The organism is Arthrobacter luteolus NBRC 107841 (assembly GCF_001552075.1).
GTDB lineage: Bacteria > Actinomycetota > Actinomycetes > Actinomycetales > Micrococcaceae > Arthrobacter_B > Arthrobacter_B luteolus.
In genome coordinates, this window is the sequence record NZ_BCQM01000001.1 from 39498 (window position 1) to 61517 (window position 22020).

General features: G+C 66.7%; 21 protein-coding genes. 7 read left to right on the forward strand and 14 right to left on the reverse strand.

Going from position 1 to position 22020, the window contains the following annotated elements; all coding sequences use genetic code 11:
* Positions 1-3 precede the first annotated feature (3 nt).
* Both AL3_RS00175 and AL3_RS00180 read left to right on the forward strand, forming a co-directional pair.
* On the forward strand, positions 4-486 hold the full coding sequence (locus AL3_RS00175; protein WP_066295399.1) for a MarR family winged helix-turn-helix transcriptional regulator: 483 nt from the start codon (positions 4-6) through the stop codon (positions 484-486).
* Entirely contained in the window at positions 483-1403 is a 921-nt protein-coding gene (locus AL3_RS00180) for an oxidoreductase (RefSeq protein ID WP_066295400.1), read from the forward strand. The genes AL3_RS00175 and AL3_RS00180 overlap by 4 nt, the downstream gene beginning before the upstream one ends.
* Here the strand turns inward: AL3_RS00180 and AL3_RS00185 are convergent.
* The 5 genes from AL3_RS00185 to AL3_RS18825 all read right to left on the reverse strand — a co-directional run bounded on the left by AL3_RS00185 (position 1369) and on the right by AL3_RS18825 (position 6128).
* The gene (locus AL3_RS00185) at positions 1369-2847 is read right to left on the reverse strand and encodes an MFS transporter (protein ID WP_066295402.1); all 1479 of its coding nucleotides are present in this window, start codon (positions 2845-2847) and stop codon (positions 1369-1371) included. The genes AL3_RS00180 and AL3_RS00185 overlap by 35 nt on opposite strands.
* A complete protein-coding gene (locus AL3_RS00190; protein ID WP_083521325.1) occupies positions 2847-4244 on the reverse strand; it encodes a M20/M25/M40 family metallo-hydrolase in 1398 nt (465 codons plus the stop codon). The genes AL3_RS00185 and AL3_RS00190 overlap by 1 nt, the downstream gene beginning before the upstream one ends.
* A gap of 117 nt (positions 4245-4361) precedes the next feature.
* Positions 4362-5069, reverse strand: coding sequence for an NUDIX hydrolase (locus AL3_RS00195; protein ID WP_066295403.1), 708 nt, complete (start codon positions 5067-5069; stop codon positions 4362-4364).
* Positions 5070-5133: 64 nt separating this feature from the next.
* A complete protein-coding gene (locus AL3_RS00200) occupies positions 5134-5625 on the reverse strand; it encodes an Lrp/AsnC family transcriptional regulator (RefSeq protein WP_066295404.1) in 492 nt (163 codons plus the stop codon).
* Between the two features lie 371 nt (positions 5626-5996).
* Entirely contained in the window at positions 5997-6128 is a 132-nt protein-coding gene (locus AL3_RS18825) for a hypothetical protein (RefSeq protein WP_255220879.1), read from the reverse strand.
* Positions 6129-6430: 302 nt separating this feature from the next.
* Between AL3_RS18825 and AL3_RS00205 the strand changes: the two genes are divergently transcribed.
* The 5 genes from AL3_RS00205 (at position 6431) to AL3_RS00225 (ending at position 10767) form a co-directional block, all read left to right on the forward strand.
* The gene (locus AL3_RS00205) at positions 6431-7465 is read left to right on the forward strand and encodes a thiamine pyrophosphate-dependent enzyme (protein ID WP_066295405.1); all 1035 of its coding nucleotides are present in this window, start codon (positions 6431-6433) and stop codon (positions 7463-7465) included.
* Positions 7458-8495 (forward strand): alpha-ketoacid dehydrogenase subunit beta, encoded by a 1038-nt coding sequence (locus AL3_RS00210; protein WP_066295407.1) that lies wholly within the window; start codon positions 7458-7460, stop codon positions 8493-8495. Before AL3_RS00205 ends, AL3_RS00210 begins: the two co-directional genes overlap by 8 nt.
* The gene (locus AL3_RS00215) at positions 8488-8817 is read left to right on the forward strand and encodes a biotin/lipoyl-containing protein (protein ID WP_066295408.1); all 330 of its coding nucleotides are present in this window, start codon (positions 8488-8490) and stop codon (positions 8815-8817) included. Before AL3_RS00210 ends, AL3_RS00215 begins: the two co-directional genes overlap by 8 nt.
* Positions 8817-9632 carry an alpha/beta fold hydrolase gene (locus AL3_RS00220; RefSeq protein WP_066295410.1) on the forward strand — a complete coding sequence of 272 codons (816 nt, stop codon included), beginning with the start codon at positions 8817-8819 and terminating at the stop codon, positions 9630-9632. Before AL3_RS00215 ends, AL3_RS00220 begins: the two co-directional genes overlap by 1 nt.
* Before the next feature lie 190 nt (positions 9633-9822).
* Entirely contained in the window at positions 9823-10767 is a 945-nt protein-coding gene (locus tag AL3_RS00225; RefSeq protein ID WP_066295412.1) for a serine/threonine-protein kinase, read from the forward strand.
* A gap of 6 nt (positions 10768-10773) precedes the next feature.
* Here AL3_RS00225 and AL3_RS00230 read toward each other — a convergent pair whose 3' ends face one another.
* The 9 genes from AL3_RS00230 to AL3_RS00270 form a co-directional block, all read right to left on the reverse strand.
* Positions 10774-10971: a hypothetical protein gene (locus tag AL3_RS00230; RefSeq protein ID WP_066295413.1), complete on the reverse strand. Its 198-nt coding sequence runs from the start codon at positions 10969-10971 to the stop codon at positions 10774-10776.
* Positions 10972-11142: 171 nt separating this feature from the next.
* Positions 11143-12048: an ABC transporter ATP-binding protein gene (locus tag AL3_RS00235; protein WP_083521326.1), complete on the reverse strand. Its 906-nt coding sequence runs from the start codon at positions 12046-12048 to the stop codon at positions 11143-11145.
* Entirely contained in the window at positions 12038-12811 is a 774-nt protein-coding gene (locus AL3_RS00240) for an ABC transporter permease (protein ID WP_066295415.1), read from the reverse strand. The genes AL3_RS00235 and AL3_RS00240 overlap by 11 nt, the downstream gene beginning before the upstream one ends.
* Positions 12808-13596, reverse strand: coding sequence for an ABC transporter permease (locus AL3_RS00245; protein ID WP_066295419.1), 789 nt, complete (start codon positions 13594-13596; stop codon positions 12808-12810). Before AL3_RS00245 ends, AL3_RS00240 begins: the two co-directional genes overlap by 4 nt.
* Positions 13597-13629: 33 nt before the next feature.
* The gene (locus AL3_RS00250; RefSeq protein ID WP_066295421.1) at positions 13630-14616 is read right to left on the reverse strand and encodes an ABC transporter substrate-binding protein; all 987 of its coding nucleotides are present in this window, start codon (positions 14614-14616) and stop codon (positions 13630-13632) included.
* A gap of 224 nt (positions 14617-14840) precedes the next feature.
* Positions 14841-16019, reverse strand: coding sequence for an MFS transporter (locus AL3_RS00255; protein WP_246168439.1), 1179 nt, complete (start codon positions 16017-16019; stop codon positions 14841-14843).
* A gap of 351 nt (positions 16020-16370) precedes the next feature.
* The gene (locus AL3_RS00260; RefSeq protein WP_066295423.1) at positions 16371-19511 is read right to left on the reverse strand and encodes an AAA family ATPase; all 3141 of its coding nucleotides are present in this window, start codon (positions 19509-19511) and stop codon (positions 16371-16373) included.
* Positions 19508-20674 (reverse strand): exonuclease SbcCD subunit D, encoded by a 1167-nt coding sequence (locus AL3_RS00265; RefSeq protein ID WP_066295428.1) that lies wholly within the window; start codon positions 20672-20674, stop codon positions 19508-19510. Before AL3_RS00265 ends, AL3_RS00260 begins: the two co-directional genes overlap by 4 nt.
* 91 nt (positions 20675-20765) lie before the next feature.
* The gene (locus AL3_RS00270; protein ID WP_161599340.1) at positions 20766-21833 is read right to left on the reverse strand and encodes an MIP/aquaporin family protein; all 1068 of its coding nucleotides are present in this window, start codon (positions 21831-21833) and stop codon (positions 20766-20768) included.
* Between the last annotated feature and the right edge of the window lie 187 nt (positions 21834-22020).

Below are 22020 nucleotides of genomic sequence, written 5' to 3' on the forward strand. Positions count from 1 at the left end.
GGGATGAGTTCGGAGAACAGCGGGTCAACTCCCGTCAAACAGACAGCCGAAACCTGGGAATCACTCTTCCGGGCCCAGGTCGGCGTAATGCGGAGGCTCCAGCGTGACCGGGAGTTCAAGGAACTCACCATGCGCGAGTACGACGTGCTGTTTAACCTCAGCCGGTGCCCAGGCGGATGGACCAGGCTGAACGAGCTCAACGAACACCTCCTGATCAGCCAGCCAAGCCTGAGCCGGATGATGGACCGGCTGGAGACCAAGGGTTTGGTCTGCCGCCGTCCGGCCCAGAATGACCAGCGGGGCGTGGAGCTGTCCCTGACGGAGGAAGGCCGGGCGGTGCAGAAGCGCCTGGGCCGGATTCATGTCCGGGGCATCCACGACCTGCTCGCCCCGGCCCTGACCCCGCAGGAACTCAGTGATCTGAAGGCCCTGACCGACAAGCTGCTCGACAGCCTCAACGCGGACGGCAAACCCGGACCGGCATGACTGAACCGCCGTCGCACCCTGCGGCTCCCGTCCAGCGGGAGCTCTTCGGTATGACGGCGGTGGTCACCGGAGCCAACAGCGGTATCGGGCTGGCCGTCTCCCGTGCCCTGGCGCGGGACGGTGCCACTGTGGTGCTCGCCTGCCGGGATACCGGCCGCGGCTACCGGGCCGCTGAAGCGCTCCGGGCGGAAACCGGAAACAACCAGGTGCGGCCGGGGGTACTTGACCTCGCTTCCCTGCGTTCCATCCGCAGGTTTGCCTCAACCATCACCGGGCCGCTGGATCTGCTGATCAACAACGCCGGCGGTTTTTCGAGAGTCCGCCGCGAGACCAGAGACGGCTTCGAACTGCAGTTTGGAGTGCATCATCTGGGTCATTTCGCCCTGACCGGGCTCCTGCTGCCCCGGTTGGCGGCCGCATCCGCTGCCCGCGTGGTGACGGTCTCCAGTGTGTCCCACCGCTACGGGCGGATTGATTTCACCGATCTGTCCGCCGAACGCAGCTACCGGCCCTGGCAGCGGTATTTCATGAGCAAGCTCGCCAATCTGGTGTTCACGGCGGAACTGGGCCGCCGGCTGGCGGCGGCGGACCTGCCAGTCACCGCTTTGGGAGCCCACCCCGGCCTCACGGATACCAATTTCCTGACCGGCAGGTACGCCGCTGCAGACCTGCTGGGTGGGCTGTTCAGGGCGCTGGTGCAGCCGGCCGGGCTGGGCGCCCTGCCGGTGCTGCACGCTGCGCTGGCTCCGGGGGCCGCACAGGGAGACTGCTATGCACCGTCCGGCCGGCTGCAGCTGCGCGGATCTCCAGTGCGGATCCGTCCCGCGCCGCGGGCCCTCGACCGGGGAACCGGAACACGGCTGTGGGATGCCAGCTGCGGGCTCACCGGGGTGCGGTATCTTCAGGCGCCGGCATAGCTGTCTCCACACCTGAGGCCAGCGGCGGGTCCGCGAAGGCCAGGCGCGGCACCAGCAGCAGCGCAAGTGCCGCCGCGAAAGCCGTTACCGAACAGACAATCCACACCGTCAGGTACCCGGCCAGCGGGGCGGCTGTGGCGGCGCCGGTCACCCCGCCCAGGGACTCCCCCGCAGCGCTGAGCAGCGCAATCCCGAAGACGGCCGAGGCGAAGGATCCGCCGATCGTTTTGGTGGTGTTGGTCAGCCCTGTCGCCATGCCGGTGCGGTTCAGCGGTGCCGCGGCCGCAGCGGCGGAGGGCAGCGCCGCCACGAGCGCCCCGGAGCCAAGGCCGGCCACCACCATGTTGGTCAGGGTCTGGGCCAGGGAATCGTGGAAGGGAAGGAACATCCCGTACCCGATACCGACGACGGCGGCGGCACCGCTCAGCGTAATCCGCGGAGTTGAAAGCCGGGCAACCAGCGGGAACAGCAGGGCACCTGCAAGCACTGACAGGACGTAGGCGCCGATAATCAGCGACACCGACCCCGCTTCCAGACCCAGCCCATAGCCGTGCAGATCCGGGTTCGTCCGCGCGAATGTGGACATGGGCGCCTGTGCTCCCAGCACCGATATGCCGAACAGGCCAGCGGTCAGCTGCACCGGCCACATGGACGGAGCACACAGCATCCTGATATCGACCAGAGGCTCGGCCAGCCCCAGCTGGTAGCGGACAAAGGGCACAAAAGCCGCGAGTCCCGCTGCCAGCACCAGCCACACCCACCAGGTGTCCACGCCGTTGATCCGCAGGAAGGTGAGACCGGAGGTGAGCAGCAGCAGCCCAACAGCCAGCAGCACGAACCCCTTGATATCCACGGTGCCGCCCGCCCGGGCTGCGGACTCCGGAACGCCAAACCAGACGGCGAAGATGCACAGCGTGGCAGCGGCCGCCGGGACCATCAGCGTCAGGCGCAGATCGCCGTCGAAAATCTCCACCAGGGCTCCGGCTGCGAGCGCCCCGGCAATCACGCCGAACTGCAGCCCGCCCACCAGCAGCCCGGCAGCCTTGCGGGTCAGGGCCGCACGGTTCGGCGACGACCCAGCCCGGGCAAAGATGAGGGCCACTTCCAGCGGCAGCCAGACCACATAGAAGCCCTGCAGCGACCAGGCCGCCAGGAAGGTCCAGAAATCGGGGGCGAACGCCACACCCCAGGACGCGGCTGCGGTCAGCACGGTGGAGACGAGCAGGATCCGTTTGTGCCCGTAGATGTCTCCCAGCCTTGCCAGGACCGGAACGGCCAGGGCGCTGAACATCAGCTGTGCGGCTTCGAACCAGTTAACGTCTCCGTCGGCAATGCCCAGCCCGCGGGCAATGTCCGTGAGGATCGGCGTGTAGTAGCCCTGCAGGATACCGCTGGTGATTTCCACCAGCACCAGGAAGAGGACAACCGGTCCCAGCGCGCGCATCAGGCCTCCGTCCCGAGACCCTGCAGGAGCCGGCGGTAGAAGAGAATCCCCTCACCGAAGGACTTCACGGCGAGCTTTTCGTTGTCCGCGTGGATGGACGCGCGGGCTGCCTTGTCCATCCTGAACGGGGCGAAGCGGTAGACGGCGCCGCAGATGGTGGTGAAGCGGCGGGAATCGGTGCCGCCGAGCATGATGTACGGGGCGGTGATGGCATCCGGGAAGATCTCCCCGATCACCTCTTCCAGCAGGGCGAACTGCGGATTGGTGGTGGATGACACCGGCGACGGCTCGGTTCCTTCGATCACGCGGAGGGAGACTTTCCGGTCCCGGATGGTGCGCCGGAGCCGGTCCAGGACGGAGCCGATGGACTCCCCCGGGGCGATGCGGATATTAGCGGTGGCGCTTGCCCGGGTTGCCAGCACGTTGGAGGCTTTGGACCCCTGCAGCCGCGTCACCGCCACGGTGGTGCGGGTGAGGGCGTTCGGTTCGCCGCCCAGTGCACCGAACACGCGCGTCAGCGGACGCCGCAGGTTGCCGGCGCGGGCGAACAGGAGCCGGGGCAGCAACGAGGCCCCCGTGGAAAGCCGGCCCAGCATTTCGAGGGTGACCGGGTGCAGCGATGCCGGGAACGGCCGGTTGTCCAGGCGCACGACGGCGCGGGCGAGCCGGCTGGTGGCGCCCCTGCGGCTGGGCGTGGACGCGTGTCCGCCGGGGTCTTCCACGGACAGCTCCACGTCGAGGATTCCCTTTTCGGAGACACCGACGACGGCGACCGGCCGGTTCACGAAGGGAAAGGCCTGCGCTGCCACGGCGCCGCCCTCGTCCAGGACCAGCCAGGGCCGCACCCCGCGGACCGCGAGGGTCTCCGCGATCGCGGCCGCGGTGTCGCCTGCGGTTTCCTCGTTGTCGCCGAAGCTGAGGTAAACGTCCCGCTCAGGAACAAAACCTTCCTGCAGCAGCGCTTCGACTGCTTCCAGGATGGCCGCCAGGGCGCCCTTGTCATCCAGCGCCCCACGCCCATGGATGTAGCCGCCGTCGATGACCCCGGCGAAGGGCGGATGCTCCCAGGTGTCCTCGTCCTCAACCGGAACGACGTCGTAGTGCGCCATCAGCACTATAGGTGCCGGCGGGGCGGCCGGGCCGGAGGAGCCTGCCCGTCCGGCCCAGCGGTACAGCAGACCACCGCCGTTGACCTGCTCAAACTCAAGTGCCGCATGCACCAGTGGATACAGCTCTGCCAGCAGGCGCCTGAACCTGGCAAACTCACTGGGGTCAAGGTCGTCCGGATCCCGGGATGAGACGGTCCGGCAGGTGATCAGCTGCGCCAGCCGGGAGGCCGCGGCCTCCTCCGGGGTACGTGGCAGCGGCTCGGCGTCAGCAAGGGCACTCGTAGGCATGGGATGAGTGTAATCACCGTCACAACCCGTTCTGGCACCGCGGGCGGGTGCGGCGCCGTCCGGTTCATTCCGCTCAACGACGGCGCGGCGTCGCACCGGGCGGACTGGGCGGCCGGATCAGGCGGGCGGGAAGGCGTCCGACTGCAGCTCCGGCCCGGTGTAGCGGTAGAGCCGGGGTGGCCGGTGCCGGCCGCCCTGCAGGAAGGAATCGGTCCGCTCAATGTCCTGGGTTGCCTGCAGCTGCCGGCGGAAATTCGCCGGGTCCAGTTCCCGACCGAGGACGGCTTCGTAGACCTCACGGACCTGCGCCAGCGTGAAGGTGGGGCCCAGGAAGGCGTAGGCGATGGAGCCGTACTCCATCTTGTTGCGCAGCCGCCAGAGGGCGTACTCAATAATCCGGTTGTGGTCGAAGGCTAGGGTTCCAACGGCGTCAGCGCGGAACCAGTCCACATTCTCGTCCTGGCGGGCAAGCGCCGCCTCATCAGGCTGGACGAGCGCCCAGTAAACAATCGAGACGACCCGCGGCGTCGGCGACCGGTCCGGGCCGCCGAAGGCATAGAGCTGTTCGAGATAGCGCGGCGACAGCCCGGTGGTGTCCTGCAGGTTCCGGGCGGCAGCGTCCTGCAGTGATTCGGTGGGCCGCAGCGGTCCACCGGGCAGGGCCCACAGATCCCGGTACGGCTGACGGATCCGCCGGACCAGGGGAAGCCACAGGACCAGCCTGCCGGTGTCCGGGTCGGGGCGCAGGGCGAAAATCACCGTCGAAATGGCCAGTGACGGCGGCTCCAGCTCCCGTTCGGAGACGTTGGCGTACTTCGGAGTCATCCCCGCAGGCCCTTCCTTGAACTTAAGTGGCAGTCAGTGCAGCTTCAGCTCCACGCTACGCGCTCTAGCCGGGGCTTTCCTGCGCCTCGAGACCGGCCGCGGCGTGCAGCAGCGGAAGCATGCGCCCTTCAAAATGGGTATTAAGCACAATGACGGAGGAGGACCGAAGGACCGTTCCGGTGGCGACCATGGAGTCAATGACCCGCTGCAGGTCAGAGTTGGAGCGGGCAGCCACCCGCGCGATCAGGTCGCTTTCACCTGACACCGTGTGCGCTTCCTGGATTTCCGGGATTTCCGCCAGCGCAGCCACCACTGCGTCGTGGCCCAGGTCCTGGCGGATGGTCAGTGAGCAGTAGGCAATGACGTCGTACCCCAGCGCGGCCGGGTCAAGCCTCGGCCCCCATCCGGCTATCACTCCGGTGCGCTGCATCCGGTCCAGCCGCGCCTGCACGGTTGCCCTGGCCACTTTCAGCTTTCGTGATGCCTCCAGCACAGACATCCGCGGGTCGTCGGTAAAAAGGGAGACGATCCTGGCATCGAGCTGATCCGTCGCCATGGCAACCTTTCCGTGGAACCGCAACCGGCAGCCCGACGAACAGATCCGGACCGGAGGGCGCAGGTGCGCTGGCCCTCATCCGGAACTCTATCCGCAGAACCGGCACAGTGCTCAGCGCGCCACGGCAAACGCCCCCGCCGGAAAACCAGCAGGGGCGGCCGTATTTAGATTATTTTCAAGGAATAAAACGGCAGAAAATGCCGGCAGGCAGCCTTGCCGTTTTACCAAACGGTTTTCAGGCAAAAAACCCGCAGAAAGCAAAACCAGCCGACAGGTTTTTACGGATATTTAATTCCCGTAAAACCCAGCCGGGCTTCTCTTCCAGACCATCCCTCCAGGCGGTTAGCCTTGGAGCGCTGCCGCCTGATGCGCTACTGTCCCTTGCGCTTCCTGGGCACGAGCTCAGTGTCGGCTGCTGACTTGGCCCGTTTCTCGGCCCGCTTCTCCTTGATCGACTTGCCGGGTTTTTTGGCGTCGGATCCTTGCGGTGATTTTCCAGACAATTTACACTCCTGTGTCACTCAACCAGTGGATACTTTCAGACCATACCGGGAAATAAAATAAATGCCAGTCCGGCCCGCAAAATCCGTCCCGGAGAACCGGTTTCCGCTTAACCTCAACAACCCCGCCGGCAACACCTGTCACCACCCTTGGCGCACTGTGCTGCACCCTCTGACCAGCGGTTTAGGGAAGAGCTAAACACTTTGTACAGGTAATTGGCATCTACGGGGCACAACATGCACAGTATGTTCAACGCCGGCATCTCTGATTGCCTCGGCTACGTGACAGCGGTTACTTTCACCTCATGGACCTAGACACCACGAGCACTCCCGAGCTCACGCACGAGGAACTCCGCCGGCTCTATTCGCTGGTGAGCGCCACCCGGGAACTGGACCTGGCCGCCGTCGCCTGGCAGCGCCAGGGCATTATTCCGGGCTACGCACCGGAGCTGGGACAGGAAGCTGCCCAGGTAGGCAGCGCCTTCGCCATGGATCCGGCCCGGGACTTCCTGTTTCCGACCTACCGCGAAATGGGCGTCGCCCTGGCCCTGGGCGTGGACATGGTCGAGTACATGTCCACCCACAAAGCCAGCTGGCACGGTGGACTGTACAACCCGGTCCAAACCCGGCTGGCGCCTATCCAAGCTGTCGTCGGCGGTTCGGTGCTGCACGCCGTCGGCTGGGCGCACGGGTCCAGGCTCGCCGCTGAGCCCGGAACGGACCTTCCGGTCGCCGTCACCTACTTTGGCGACGGCGCCAGCTCACAGGGCGACATCCACGAGGCGATGAACTTCGCCGGGGTCCTGAAGGCTCCCGTGATCTTCTTCGTGCAGAACAACGGATGGGCAATTTCCCTGCCGACCGAGGAACAGGTCGCGGGCGGCAGGGTGGCCGCCCGGGCCGCCGGGTACGGCATGGCGTCAGTGACGGTCGACGGCAACGATGCGGCCGCCGTCGTCCGCGCAACGCGAACCGCAGCTGCCCACGCCCGCGCAGGCAAGGGACCGGTGCTGATCGAAGCCATGACCTATCGGAGGGGTCCGCACTCCACCAGCGACGATCCCGGCCGCTACCGGAGCCTCGACCAGGAGCGCCGCGACGGCGGAACCGATCCGGTCACCCGGCTGGCGGAACTCATTCTTGCCAGCGGCGCCGGAACCAGCGAGTTCCTGGCGGCGGCGGCTGCCGAGGCGAAGTCCCACGCCGAAACCGTCCGCGAAGGCGTCCAGGCACTCAAGTCCCGGCCAGGCCGGGAAATGTTCGACTTTGTCTATGCAGAGCCCACTGATGCACTAAAGGCCCAGGCACGTGCCTGGCGGGAGGAATCCGAGCATGTCTAGCCAACTGACAGAGGGGGCCCGCCCCCTGGACGCCGACGCCTCCCCGGCCGTCGAGACACTTTCCATGCAGGGAGCACTCAACCGTGCGCTTGCAGAGATCCTGGCCGCCGATGAAAAGGCCGTGGTGCTCGGTGAAGACGTCGGCCGGCTCGGCGGCGTCTTCCGCATCACGGACGGACTCCAGAAGCGTTTTGGTGCCGACCGGGTCTTTGACACGCCGCTGGCCGAATCCGGAATCCTGGGGATGTCGGTTGGCCTGGCCATGGCTGGCTTTCACCCCATCCCCGAGGTGCAGTTTGACGGCTTCACCTACCCCGCCGTCAACCAGATCATCACGCAGCTCGCCCGGATGAACTACCGCAGCCGCGGCACGCTCCCCATGCCGGTCACCCTGCGCGTTCCCAGCTTCGGCGGCATCCGCGCGCCGGAACACCACGGAGAGTCGCTCGAAGCCCTCTTCGCCCATGTTCCGGGGCTGCAGGTGGTCTCACCTTCCAGCCCGCACGAGGCCTACCACCTGCTTAAGTACGCCGCCTCCCGCCCGGATCCGGTGGTCTTTATGGAACCGAAGTCCCGCTACTGGCAGAAGGACTCCGTTGACTTCGCGGATTCCGGCTCACCGCTGGGATCCAAGGTGGTCCGGCCCGGAAAGCACCTGACCCTCGTCGCCTGGGGCGCCATGGTGGCCCGCTGCCTGCAGGTGGCAGAGCTTGCGGCCGAAGACGGAATCGAAATCGAAGTCCTGGACCTGCGCTGGCTCAAGCCGATCGACGCCGAGGGGCTGGCGGCTTCGGTCAGCCGGACCAGGCGCGCCGTGGTGGTCCATGAAGCTCCGCTGACCGCAGGCCTCGGAGCGGAAGTCGCCGCACTCATCACCCAGCGGTGCTTTGACACACTGCGCGCTCCGGTGGAACGGGTCACCGGATTCGACGTACCGTATCCCTCAGGTGACCTCGAAGACGAATACATCCCGAACATTGACCGCATCCTCTTTGGGATCCAGCGAGTATTGGAGTACCGACGTGGCTGAAATTTCCTTTCCCCTGCCCGACCTCGGCGAAGGCCTGATCGAAGCAACAGTCCTCGAGTGGCTGGTGGCCCCGGGAGACCAGGTTGAGCGCAACCAGCCGCTGGTGGAGGTGGAAACCTCCAAATCCGCCGTCGAGCTTCCCTCGCCGCAGGCCGGGATCGTAGCCCGCATTTACGGCGAACCGGGCGAAAAGATCAACGTGGGTGAGCCGCTGGTGGTGTTTGAGGTTCCGGATAACACCGCAGGCATTGTCGGCACCGTTCCCGAGGAAGCCCCGGCGCGCCGCCGGGTCCGGCTTTCCGCCGTCCTGGACGAGGACTGATGACGGCGGGCACCCTCGACGGCACGGAAATGGCACTGCATCTCGAGGTCCATGATCCCGCCGAGGGAACGGACGCCGGCCTGCGGCCCATTCTGCTGCTGCATGGCTTTGCCTCCTCGACGGAAATGAACTGGCAGTCCACCGGCTGGATCCCGGCCCTTACCGGGGCTGGACGGCGGGTAATCGCCGTCGACCTTCCCGGCCATGGGCGCAGCCCTGCTCCGGCGGCCAGGGACAGCTACCGGCCCAGCCAAATCAGGGCCGGTCTCCTGCAGCTGCTTAGTACCAACGGGGTCCGGCCGCTGGCGGCCGGTGACGACTCCTCCGGCGTCGACGTTGTTGGCTACTCTCTCGGCTCCCGCCTGGCATGGGAATTCGGGGCAGAAGCTCCGGCCTATGTGCACCGGATGGTTCTGGGCGGCCCGGGCACCGGCGATCCGCTGGCCGGCTTCGACCTGGCCGGTGCACGTGCCTCGCTTGCCGAGGGGACACCCATCCCCGATCCGGTCAGCGCGGACCTGCTGCGGATGGCAACCCTGGTTCCGTCCAATAACCTCGAGGCCTTGTTCACACTGATCGAAGCGATCAAACAGGAGCCGTTCCGGCCCGGGGATGCTGTTCCCGCCATGCCGCTGCTGCTGGTCGCCGGGGACAAGGATGCGCTGGCCGCCACCGCTCCACAGCTGGCAGAACTCAGCGGCCGGGCAGACCTGCTTCTGCTGCCGGGCCGGAGCCATTCCAATGCGGTGACCTCACGGGCCTTCAAGAGCGCTGCGGTGGAGTTCCTCGGTCCGGACACCGCTGCTGCCGTCTAGACCCGCCAGGTCAAGACTTGGTCACGACCGGCCGGAAATGGGACCCGCAGGGTGGGGGTACAGGCTAAGATCAAACAGTCAGTACACTTAAACAATTACTAAGCGTGCTTTCGATTTTTGCCTTTTCCCTTTCCCCTGCATTTTTTGCTGCAGTTTTTGTGCTGCAGTCCACCCATAAGTGAGGACGCCGTTGGACCTATTCCTGGGGCAGCGCTACCGCATTACCGAGCTCATCGGCACCGGCGGCGCTGCATCCGTACACCGCGCAACGGATGAGAACCTGGGACGCGAAGTTGCCGTGAAGCTGTTTCGGCCCACTGTGCAGGAAGACGACGATTACCGCCGGCAGCACACCGAAACGCTGCTCCTGGCGACGCTTAACCATCCGGGGCTGGTCACGCTCCTCGACGCCGGCGTGCACCACGATGAGGACGGCCGCGTCCTGAGCTACCTCGTGATGGAGCTGGTGGACGGACCGGATCTGCGCCGCACCCTTAAGTCGGGTCCGCTGCCCCCGGTCTCTGTCGCGTCGCTCGGCGCTGACCTGGCCGATGCACTTGCCTATGTGCATTCCCAGGGTGTCATCCACCGCGATGTGAAGCCGGCGAACATCCTGCTCTACCCGCAGGAGCACGATTCACGGCTGTACCCCAAACTCACGGACTTCGGCATCGCCCGCATGGTGGAAGCCACGGTCGCCACCGCACACGGCGCGACGATCGGCACCGCGAATTACCTCAGCCCGGAACAGGCCCAGGGCGGAACAGTCCAGCCTTCAACGGATGTCTATTCGCTGGGCCTGGTGCTCCTTGAATCACTGACCGGGGAAAAGGCCTTCCCTGGCCCCATCGTGGAAGCGGCGGTCGCCCGCCTGCTCCGGGATCCGGAGATCCCCGCTGCCCTCGGCGAGGACTGGACGGATCTGCTGCGCGCCATGACGGCGCGGCTTCCTGACGTCCGCCCGGCAGCGCAGGATGCTGCGGCGGCACTGCGCCTGCTGGCTGCCGAGCCCGATGTTGCCCTGGCCGTCGGAGGCGCGGCGGTCCCGGAAGACGAGGAAGTCAGCACCGGCGGCATCACCACCGGTAATATCTACATCCCGCTGCCGCCCGACCACGCACCCAGCCTGGGCTAGGCAGTGTCAGGACCCGCCACCCCCGGCGGCGTCCGTGTCCTCTTCCGGTTCAAAGTTCGAGGCTTCGTCGCCGCTTCCTGCCGCAACGCCGTCGTCCGACGCCGGAATAGTACCTTCCGGCCCGGCTCCGCCCTTCGCCTCCGGACGCTCCTCCGGCTCCGGCCCGTCCTGCTCCCGGGGCTGCTGCTTGCCTGATTCAGCCATGACTGTCTCCCTTTGGCTGGTACCTCGGCCGCGCTGCCTGCCGTGACCGCTGACTTCCGATACTAGGCCACCATCCTTTAACTGGACAGGGACCCGGCTTCCCCGCCGAAGCGGAGGAAGCCAGGTCCCTGTCCAGTTCCGGACAGCTCTCCGGAAGCGTTCCCCGGGCCGCTAGGAAGCGTTCACTTCCCCGGCAGAAGGCAGACCGTTCTCCGCATCTGCGGCGTGCGGCACCGTGACCCGCGGGTCCACCGGCGCCGTGGTGGCTGCACCCTTGTTCTTCTTCGCGATCTGGATCTGCTCATAGACGTGGTTGCGCAGTTCCACGAAACGCGGCAGCGAACGCGTGGTGAGCTGGTCGCGCTTTTCGGGCAGATCGATGATGATGTCTTCCTGGACAACGGTAGGCGAGCTGGACAGCACCACCACCCGCTCCCCCAGGTAGACGGACTCGTCAATGTCGTGCGTGACGAAGAGGATGGTGACGCCCAGCTTCTCCCACACGTCACGGACCAGGTCCTCGAGGTCGGCGCGGGTCTGGGCGTCGACGGCGGCGAACGGCTCATCCATCAGCAGCACCTTGGGCTGGTAAGCGACGGCGCGGGCGATGGCCACACGCTGCTGCATACCGCCGGAAAGCTGCCAGGGGTAGCTGGTGGGCACGTGGGACAGACCCACGGCCTCCAGTGCGTTGTCCACCAGCTGGTTCCGCTCGGCCTTGGCAATTCCTGCGTTCTTCAGGGGAAGCTCGACGTTGCCCCGGACCGTCATCCAGGGGAACAGGCTGCGCCCGTATTCCTGGAAGACCACTGCCATGTCCTTCGGCGGTTCGGTGACTTTCTTACCGGCCAGGACAACTTCGCCCGAGGTCGGCGCCATCAGGCCGGCGATGATCTTCAGCAGAGTCGTCTTGCCGCTGCCGGAGGGGCCCACCAGGCAGACCAGTTCCCCCGGACGCAGGTCGAAGGTCAGGTTCCGGACGGCTTCGATTTCGCCGGCGTCAACCTTGTAGATCTTCTGGATACCCCGGACCGAAAGCAGCGGCTGGCCCTGGCCATCCGTGGGATTACTCTGCATGTTCTACCTCTCTCAAACCGTGGTACCAGCCGAGAATGCGGCGTTCGGCCCACTGGAACATAAATGACATGGCCACACCGATCAGCCCAAGGACCACGATGCCGCTCCACATCTCCGGGATAGCGAAGGAGCGCTGGAACTGGACGATGGTGAAGCCGAGACCTTCGGAAGATGCGAACATCTCCGAAATCACCATCAGGATCAGGCCGATGGACAGGCACTGACGCACACCCGCCATGATCTGCGGGCTGGCGCTGGGCAGGACCAGGTAGCGCAGCCGGGCGACTCCGCTGATCCGGAACGTGCGGGCGGAATCGCTGAGCACGCCGTCGACCGCGCGGACGCCTTCGATGGTGTTCAGCAGCACCGGCCAGATGCAGCCCGAGACGATGACCGCAATCTTCATCTGGTCATTGACGCCGATGAGCAGCATCAGCACCGGAATAAGCACCGGCGGCGGAATGGCCCGGAAGAACTCCAGAACCGGTTCCAGCAGGTTCCGGAGCCAGCGCGTGGTGCCGACCAGGATGCCGAGCCCCGTGCCCAGGACGATTGCCAGCAGGATGCCGATGACCAGCCTGGTGAGGCTGGGCAGCACGTCCTCGACCAGCCGCTCCCCCGTCCAGACCGTCACGAGCTTGTCCACCAGCATGCCGGGCTTGGGGACGAAGAAGTTGGTGCTTCCCAGCGTGCTGATCCACCAGATGAAAATCAGCAGCGCAGGCAGTGCAACCAGATAGCCGGCTTTCTTGAGCGTGTTCATACAACGACCTCCCCGCGGACCGAGCTGTGCCAGGACAGGGTGCGGCGTTCAACGAAGCGCATGCCCATATTGATCAGGATGCCGAGCACGCCGGTGGTCAGCACGAGCGCGTACATCTGGGAAATCGCACCGCCGGACTGGGCGTTGGCGATCTCCTTGCCCAGACCCGGGGAGCCGATGATCAGGCTGGCGGTGATCGCCAGGATCAGGGCCACGGCCGCGGCCAGCCGGATGCCGGTCATCAGGTACGGCAGCGTGGTGGGCCATACGACGTACCGGATCCGGGCCAGCGGGCCCAGACCGAAGCTCTTGGCTGTGTTGCTGGCAACGGGGTCAACGTCCGCCACCCCGTACAGGACCTGAATCAGGACCTGCCAGAAGGAGGCGTAGATGACCAGCAGGAGAGTCGATTCGAGCCTGAGTCCGAAGAGCAGCACTGCCAGCGGAATCAGGGCGACCGAGGGAATCGGGCGCAGGAACTCGATCGTCGAGTTGGTGGCCTTCCGCAGGAAGTCGCTGGAGCCGATCACCAGTCCCAGCACGATGGCTGCGACAGTGGCGATGAGCAGGCCCAGGAACCAGCCTGTCATGGTATCCAGGACCGCGGTCCAGAAAGCTCCCAGGCCCAGATTGCTGAAGAAGACTCCCAGGACTTCACTGGCGGGAGGTAGGAAACGGGGATTGACCACGCCCAGCCGGGGAATCAGTTCCCAGGTCAGCAGGAATCCGAGGATTCCCGCCAAACCCAGCAACGGCCCCGTGGGGAGTCGTTTGGAGGTGTTCATAAGGTCTCGATCTGTCGAGGACGAAGTCCGGTGTTAGTCCTGTGCGGGCAGCATGGCGGCCAGGTCCGGCGCCTTGGAAAGCGTTCCGTAGCTTGCGGCAGCCTCGCCCAGGACGGTCAGTCCGTCACGGTCGAACTCTGCCCGGAAGGTCGGCAGGATCATCTTGGCGCGCATCTCCTCGTCGATCTTGGTGTAGGTGCCGACGATGTCGCGGACAGCGTCCGGATTCTCCTGCGCGTAGTCCAGTGACTTCTTCATTGCAGCCGTGAACTTTTCGACGAGTTCCGGGTTTTCCTGGGCGTACTGGCTTGAGGTGAAGTAGCCGGAGATGTCCAGGTTCTCGTGGGTCTCGGCGAAGTTGTAGGCAATCACGCGGGCGCCGTTGTCCACCGACTGGGTCAGGAACGGGTCCAGGATCCAGGCTGCATCAACCTGGCCGCCTTCAATTGCGGCCGGAGCATCGGGGAAGGGGATCTCCACGAACTTGATGCTCTCCTGGTCGCCGCCGGCGTTCTCGACGACCTTGCGGATCGTGGTGTCCCCGATGTTGGAGAGGTTGTTGACCGAGACGGTCTTGCCGGAGAGGTCCGCTGCAGTCTGGATGTCCGAGCCTGCCGGAACAACGACGGCGCCGAAGTCGGAGGAGGTGTCACCGGTGGTCGAGTTGCCGTTCGACACGAACTCCAGGTTCAGGCCCTTGTCATTGGCAACCATTACCGACACCACGTTGCCGAAGGCAAACTGGAAGTCGCCGCTGACCACGCCGGGAACAGCTGCTGCGCCGCCGGTGGTGGTCTGGATGTCGAGGTCGATCCCTTCCGCTTCGAAGAAGCCCTGCTCCTTGCCAAGCCAGATAGGTGCGGTGTCAACGATCGGAATAACACCAACGGACAGCGCGGTCAGGCCGGCGGAGCCCTCAGCCTCCCCGGTGCTCTCGTCACCGGAAAGGGAACCGCCGCCACAGGCGCTGAGAGCGAGAGCCACCGTGGCAGCGAGGATGACGGGGACAGTACGTTTCACGAAAAGAGCTCCTTGTGCGTGGGGGACCCCGGTTGGACGGAGACGGGGCCGAGAACATCCTGCGGCAGCGAGTGTTCGCATGCTGAACAAGAGTTCTACAGGTAGACGCTATGAAATACGTCACTCTTCGTCAAGGAAAAAACGTGATTGGAGCCACATTCGATACCCGCGCGTAATGTATCCGGGCCGCCCGCAAAGAATGCGCGCAATGAGGCGGTGCTCAGTTAGGCTGGAGGCTTTTTTAGCCCGTGCACCGCGGCGGCCGAGGCCACGCCGAGGATCAGCAGGGCACCGGCGGCCCCGGCGCTTACCCAGAAGGCTGCGGTGTGTCCGAACTCCTGTGCAAGCGGACCCGCGAGCCCTGAACCGAGCGCGCTCCCGGCGACCGTCCCGCTGGCGAGGAGGGTCATCACCGTACCCATCAGGTTCGGGGGTGCCAGTTGGGCGCCGATGCCGAAGATGCTGACCATGGTCGGTCCCACGGGGATGCCGAGGATGAAAAGGACCACGAGCATCTGCGGAATTCCGGCGGGCAGAAGCAGCAGCAGGGCGGCACCGGTCATGGCCAATGCAGAGAGGGCCCAGCGCGCGGACTGGCTCAGCCGTTCCGGCCAGAAAGCAACCGACAGTGCTGCCACCGCCGAGCTGATGCCCATCACTGCGTAGAGCAGCCCCGCTGCGTCGGCGATGCCGAAGGTGCCGCCAAAGGCGGTGAGGCTTGCCTGCGTGGCCCCGAAGAATGTCCCCATGGCCACCATTCCCAGGATCGGTAGGGCCAGCAGCGCCCACGTGCGCCAGACGACGGCGGTTGGCGGGTGCTCCGCGCCGGCGGCGCGGGTCTTCGCCCGGCCCCGGTTCGGACGCCGCCTTCCGGCAGGAGCCACCGTCTCGGCGGAGCGGTGCAGGGCAAAGGCCGCCACCATGGTTCCGGAGATCACCGCGGCCAGCGCCAGCGGAAGCCACGGCGCCACCGCCGCCGCAAGCAGGCCCACCAGGGCCGGGCCAAGGACAAAGCTCAGTTCATCCGCCATGCTCTCGTAGGACAGTGCCGTGCCGAGTTCCCGGCCGCTGCGGTCCCTGGCGGTCATGGCCATCCAGCGCACACGCGCCAGCGGTCCTACCTGGGCTCCGGTGGCTCCCATGGCAAAGGCAGCTGCGAGCACGGCAGCCAAGGTTCCGCCCGCGGGCAGCTGCGCTGCGGTAAAGAGGACAGCGAGGATCATCAGTGGGTTGACGACGGCGGCGCCCAGCAGCAGCGGGCGCTGGCCGATGCGGTCCGCCAGGTATCCGAGCAGGGGTCCTCCCACTGCGGAGCCCAGGCCTACAGCCCCGGCGGCGAACCCGCCCTGGGCGTAGGAGCCGGTGATGCTGGTGACGAGGGTCAGCGCGCCGATCGTCAGCATCGCCAGGGGCAGCCGGGCAAGGAACGCGACCGGGAAGAATGCTTTACCCGCGATGTCGAAAATCCGCGCGTAGCGGTTCCTGGGCGGCTGCTGAGAGAAAGGGGTAGGGGAAGGTGAAGCTGTGCCGGCCTCCGGGGCAGGCTGCGCAGGCGGCGCAGGCGGCGCAGCGGACCGGGCACCGTGCCCGGCGGTTTGAGGCCCGGCGGGAGGTGATGGGGGCTGTTCAGGCTGCAGGGGATCTCGGGTCATTTTTCTGGCTCTGTTCACGCAAAACTGCGCATCGTCCCTCCTCCCGATGCGCCCGACCCGGTTACACCGTGATTCTACTACTCTCCCCTGTTCTTCCGCTGGTCAGGCCGGCAATGCCTCCGCGGCCCGGAACCGGATGCTGGACCCGTTGCGGCCCCGGGTAATCTGCAGCTGAGCACCAATGCGCTGCTTCATCTCCGCCACATGGCTGACCAGGCCCACCACTCTGCCTCCGTCCCGGAGCCCTTCCAAGGCATCCATCACCTGTTCCAGCGCTTCGTCGTCCAGGCTGCCGAACCCTTCGTCGACAAAGAGCGTCTCCATGCTGGTGCCGCCCGATTCCTGCTGTACGACGTCGGCCAGCCCCAGTGCCAGCGCCAGCGATGCCATAAACGATTCCCCTCCCGAAAGGGTGGACGTATCCCGGCGGACCCCGGTCCAGGCATCAATCACGTGCAGCCCGAGCCCGGCCTTGCGGTTCCCGGAACGGGAATCGTCGTGCACCAGCGAATACCGTCCAGCGGTCATTGCCGCCAGCCGTTCGGTTGCTGCGGCGGCGACCTGTTCCAGGCGGGCAGCCAGCACATAGGTACTCAGCGCCATGCGGTAGTTGTTCTCACCGTTGCCCCGCGCGGTATCGGTCACCGATTGCAGCAGTTCAAACCGGCTGCGCAGGGGACGCATCGCTTCGGCTGCAGCAGCAAGCTCTCCGGCCAGTTCCTGGAGCGTTGCCGCGGACCCCTCCAGGAGGCCGGCCTGGATGCCTCCGTCGGCGACAGCCTGGCGCGCGGAGTCTGCCGCCTCGGCGGCCTCGGCAATGTCCTCCTCATCCGGCATGGGCGCCGGTGCGCCGCCGTCATCCTGCGCAGCTGCCGCGTCCTCGCTTTCGCGCCGCATGGCAAGGCGTGCGGTGTCGGCGTCGAGGGTATCGAGGGTGCTGCGGATCTGCTCTGCCTCGTGCGCCGGAAGCAGGGCGTCCCGGGCTTCATCCGCGTTGAGGAACCCGGTTCCTTCAAGGGCTTCGTCCAGCGCCTGCCGGCTGGTGGCCTGCGAATTTTCCGCGTAGGCAACGGCCTGCAGGGCAGAGCGCGCAGAGCCGCACAGTCTGCGGAGCGTGCGGAGCGAGGCGACCCGGTCCTGGAGCGTCGCCGCCCCCTTGCGCAGGTCCGCGCTGCGGCTGCGCAGCGCGGTGATGTCCTCGGCCGCCGAGCGTGCCCGGGCCTCTGCCAGGGCTGCCTCCTGCAGCAGCTTGGACTCCGCTCCGCCCAGGCTTTCGATCTCCTGTTCCAGCGTCTGCAGGCGCGCTTCGGCTGCAGACAGTTCCGCGGCGGCTGCTTCGGCCAGGTGCAGCTCGGCCGCCGCTGCTCCGCGTGCCCGCAGTGCGTCCCCGGAATCGGCGTCGCCGCCCTGTGCCTGCAGTGCTGCGGCGGCAGCGGTGTCCGTCTCGGCTGCTGCCCTGGCTTCCTCCCACAGTTTTTCCGCCGCCTCACTGCTGGCCCGGGCCGCAGTTTCCTCTTCCCGCGCCACAAACTTCCCGTTTTCGGGAAGCGGCGCGGGGTCTGGATGTTCGCAGCTGCCGCAGACGGGGCAGGCCTCCCCTGCCGCCAGCGAAGCCGCAAGTTCGGCAGCTGCCTGGTCGAGCCTGAGCTGCAGCAGGTCCTGCCAGCGACCGCGCCGGTCCTGGTACTCCTGCCGGGCGGCGGCAGCAGCTGCTGCTGAAACAGCTGCCGCTGCCTGGGCCTTGGCGTATCCGGCAATCACAGCCATCAGGTGGTCGGCCTGGTCCATCCGGTCCCGGGCGGATGCCGCTCCGGCAGCCGTGGTCCGCAGGTCCGGCAAGGCCGTACGCAGGCTGGACTGTTCATTACGCAGCTGGGCTGCGGCTGCGCGCCGCTGGGCAGCTTCGGCCCGGAGCTCACCTTCGAGGGCACGGTCCTTCTCCAGCCCGCGCTCAAGGCCGGCGAGGCGCTCTGCGTCTGCCAGAGCCGCTTCGGCAGCGCCCAGCTCCGACGCCGTGGCTGTCTCCAAGCCATCCAGCTCCTGGGCACCTGGCCAGGTGCCGTCTACCGGCTCCCGGCAGCTGGCCGGCACCAGTGGCGCCATGCCTGCCGCGCCGGCAGCCTCGGCCAGTGCGGCCAGTGCGGAACCGGCATCCGCAGCCGCCTTCTCCACACTGCGCCCGGCGGAATCGCAGGCAGCCAGGTAACCGGCCAGGCCTTCAGCGCGCGCATGCGCTGCGAGGGCTCCGCGCAGCGGAACGCTGGCAGCCTGGCGGATTGAGAGCTCCCGCTCATCCGTTTCCAGCTGCAGCAGCGCCAGGCCCCGGGCCCGGCGCGATTGGAGCCGGTGCAGGCTGGCCTCAGCCTGGGACAGTTCGTTCCGCCGCTGTTCCTGTCCCGTGCGGAAGGCTGCGAGCCGGTCCGCCACTGCCGTTTGGATGGCCTCGAGCCAGGCAGCCGGATCGCCGTCCGGCTCTGCGGAAAACGCCGGCCCGGACCCGCCGCCGGCACTGCGCTCTCCGGCACCGGGCAGGACCGCGTCGTCGTCCGCCAGGAGCCGCAGGGACCGGGACGCTTCGCTGCGCACCTGGGCCAGGATCAGATCCGTGGCGGACTGTGCCGCCGCCAGTTCCGACTGTGCAGCGGCCGTCTGGTCCCTGAGCTGCCGTTCAATCTCCTCGAAACGCCAGGTGCCAAACAGGCGCTGGAGCAGCTCGGCGCGCGAGGTGGCGTCGGCGCGCAGGAAGGCCGCGAAGTCACCCTGGGGCAGCATGACCACGCGGGTGAACTGTTCGCAGCTCATGCCCAGGAGGTCCTGGATTTCTGCTGCTGCTTCGTCGTTGCGGGTGGTTTTCTGCACCCATTCGCCGTGGACCAGTTCACGCAGCAGGGTGCGGGCCTGTTCTGTCACCGTGCCGGTGCTGCTTCCGGCCCGTTTGGCCGGACGCTCCCACTGCGGGCTGCGCACCACTTCGAAGCGCCGCGGCCCGGCGCTGAAGTCCAGCACCACTTCGGGTGGTGTTCCGGGAGCTGCATGATCGCTGCGGAGCTTCCGGGCAGCCTGCCGCGCGCCCGGGACGGAACCATAGAGCGCGAAGCAGACCGCGTCCAGCACGCTGGTTTTGCCCGCACCGGTGGGACCGTTCAGCAGGAACAGGCCCTGTGCCCCCAGCTCGTCGAAGTCGACAATCTGACGCTCGGCGAAGGGCCCGAACGCCTGCATTTCCAGCCGGTGAATCCTCATTTAGCCACCTCCGCCGCGTTGACCTTCTCCAGGACTTCCACAAAGAGGTCCTTCTCCTCGGGGGCCGCCTCACGGGAACGAACGTGATCCAGGAACCCGCAGCAGATATCCAGGTCATCGGTGGCCCGGGCCAGGCGCCGGCTGTAGCTTTCGTTAACGCCCCGGGTCCCCGAAGCAGGTTCGAACGCCAGCACCAGGGTCCCCGGGAACCGGGAGCGGATGCGTTCCATGGCCTTGGCCGGACGGTCGTTATCTGTCAAGGTGACCTGGCACCAGGCGTCTTCCGCGGCGTTCAGGGCAGGGTCGGCCAGCAGCCCGTCCAGGGTTCCGCGGAGCACTTCGAGGCGTTTGGGCGCGTCCCAGGGCATGGGCGTGACGCTGACCAGGCCAGCGGATCCGATCTCTACGAGCAGTCCGCCCTTGGACTGGCGGGCCTCGGAGAATGAATATGGCAGCGGTGAGCCGCTGTACCAGACGTTGGGGGCCAGCTCCTGCCGGCCGTGAAGGTGCCCCAGGGCAGCGTAGGTGAACCCGGTAAAGAGGTCCAGCGGGACGGCGCCGACCCCGCCCACGGAGAGGTCCCGTTCGCTGTCCGAGGTGATCCCGCCGCTGGCGAAGGTGTGGGCCATCACCAGGGGAAGGACGGGTGCGCCTTCCGCTTCCCGCTGGGCTGTATCCTCCCGGATCCGGCGGAGCGCCTCGCCCAGGACTCCGGCGTGGCTGGGCTGGATGTCCGCCCCGAGCTCGGGAGCCGCCAGCCGGGGCTCCAGATAGGGAATGCCGTAGACGGCCACGGTGGCCGGGCCGTCCTGCAGCAGCACCGGCGAGGTGATCGATTCGATTCCGGTGCGAAGGTGTACGCCGCCCTGCTCGAAGATCCGTCCGCCGAATCCCAGGCGGGCCGCTGAATCGTGGTTGCCGCTGGTCAGGATGACGCGGGCGCCGGCTGCGGTGATGCCCGCCAGCGCCTCATCCAAGAGCCGGACCACGTCGACCCCGGGAAGGGCACGGTCGTACACGTCACCGGAGATCAGGACGGCGTCCACCCGGGAGCCCCGGACGGTTTCCAGCAGCTGGCTGAGGAACGCCCGCTGGGCTTCCAGCATGCCGACGCCGTGGAAGGAACGGCCAAGGTGCCAGTCTGAGGTGTGCAGGATTCGCATACCTTCAAACTACCGTCCTCCGGTGACACCTCCGTTCCGCAGGGCCTGCCCGCGGAACGGAGGTGTCACCCGGAAGGAAGGTGTGCCGCAGCTACGGCCGCTTGGGTTCGGTGGTTCCGCCGGGGGCGTCCCCGTCAGCCGGACCTTCTGTGCTTTCGCTCTCAAGCCTGTCTCCGGGGGCAGGCTTGGCTCCCGAAGCCGGGGCCGACTCGTCCTGGTCGAAGAATCCGCGGGCATCCTCCCGCTCCTGCGTCCGGGCATCCTCAGCCCGCGTTCGCGCTCCGGTATCCGGAGCGCCGGCAGCAACCGCGCCGGATGCAACGGTCGTGTCTGCGGCGGGTTCGTCGACTGCCTCAACCTCGTCGAGGTACTCCTCCTCGGAGATTTCCACGGCCGTGCTGCCGGCAAGATCCAGGCTGCGGTAGATCAGGCCGGTGATGGCAGCACCGAGCAGGGGTGCCAGCCAGAACAGCCAGAGCTGGCCCACGGCCCAGTTTTCGGCGAAGATCGCCGTCGCCGTCGAACGCGCGGGGTTAATGGACCCGCCCGTGATGGGAACCAGGAAGGTGAGCAGTGCGGCGTAGGTGACGCCGACGGCGAAGGCCCCGGCCGCTGCGGAGAGCCGGCTTCCGGAACCCAGGAAGACGGCAGTGAGCAGCGCCGCGGCAATAACCTCGGTCAGCAGGGCACCGGCCAGCGGGAACTGGGTGGCGGAGTTTTCAGCAAAGCCGTTGGCAACGGCGGAGAAGAAGGGCTGCGTCTCGGGGATCTGGGGATGTCCGGTCATGGACACCCAGAGAATCACCGCAGCGAGGACCGCTCCGACCACCTGGGCCACGATGTAGGGAAGAACCGACTTCCACTCCGTCCGTCCCGCCATGGCACTGGCCACCGTGATGGTGGGAATGAAGTGGCCGCCGGAAATGTAGCCGAAGGCGACCATTGCCGCAGCAAGGACCAGGCCGAAGGCCAGAGGCGCGGACAGGCCGCCGGTGGGGTTGAAGAAGGCGACGCCCAGGCCCACCAACACCACCAGGAAGGAGCCGGCCGCTTCGGCAACGCTGCGCCCAAGGAGCCCATACCCGCGAAGGTGCGTCGGGGATACGCTCTCGGTTTGTGTCCCAGCCCGGGCGGCTGGGAAGTGTGGCTCTGCAGTCATGGAGGAGGTGTTCCTAACGGTTGGAGACATGTGATTGCCGCGGACGGCAGGTGGCACCCGGCCGGAACGGGCCGGCGGCGTGCAAACCACCCAAGACTTCCATCGCTACCTGAGAGTCTGCTGGGTGCGCACTGAGCATACACTCGCGGACTTCCGGGCGGCAGTGACCCGGCGGCCACCTATGCTT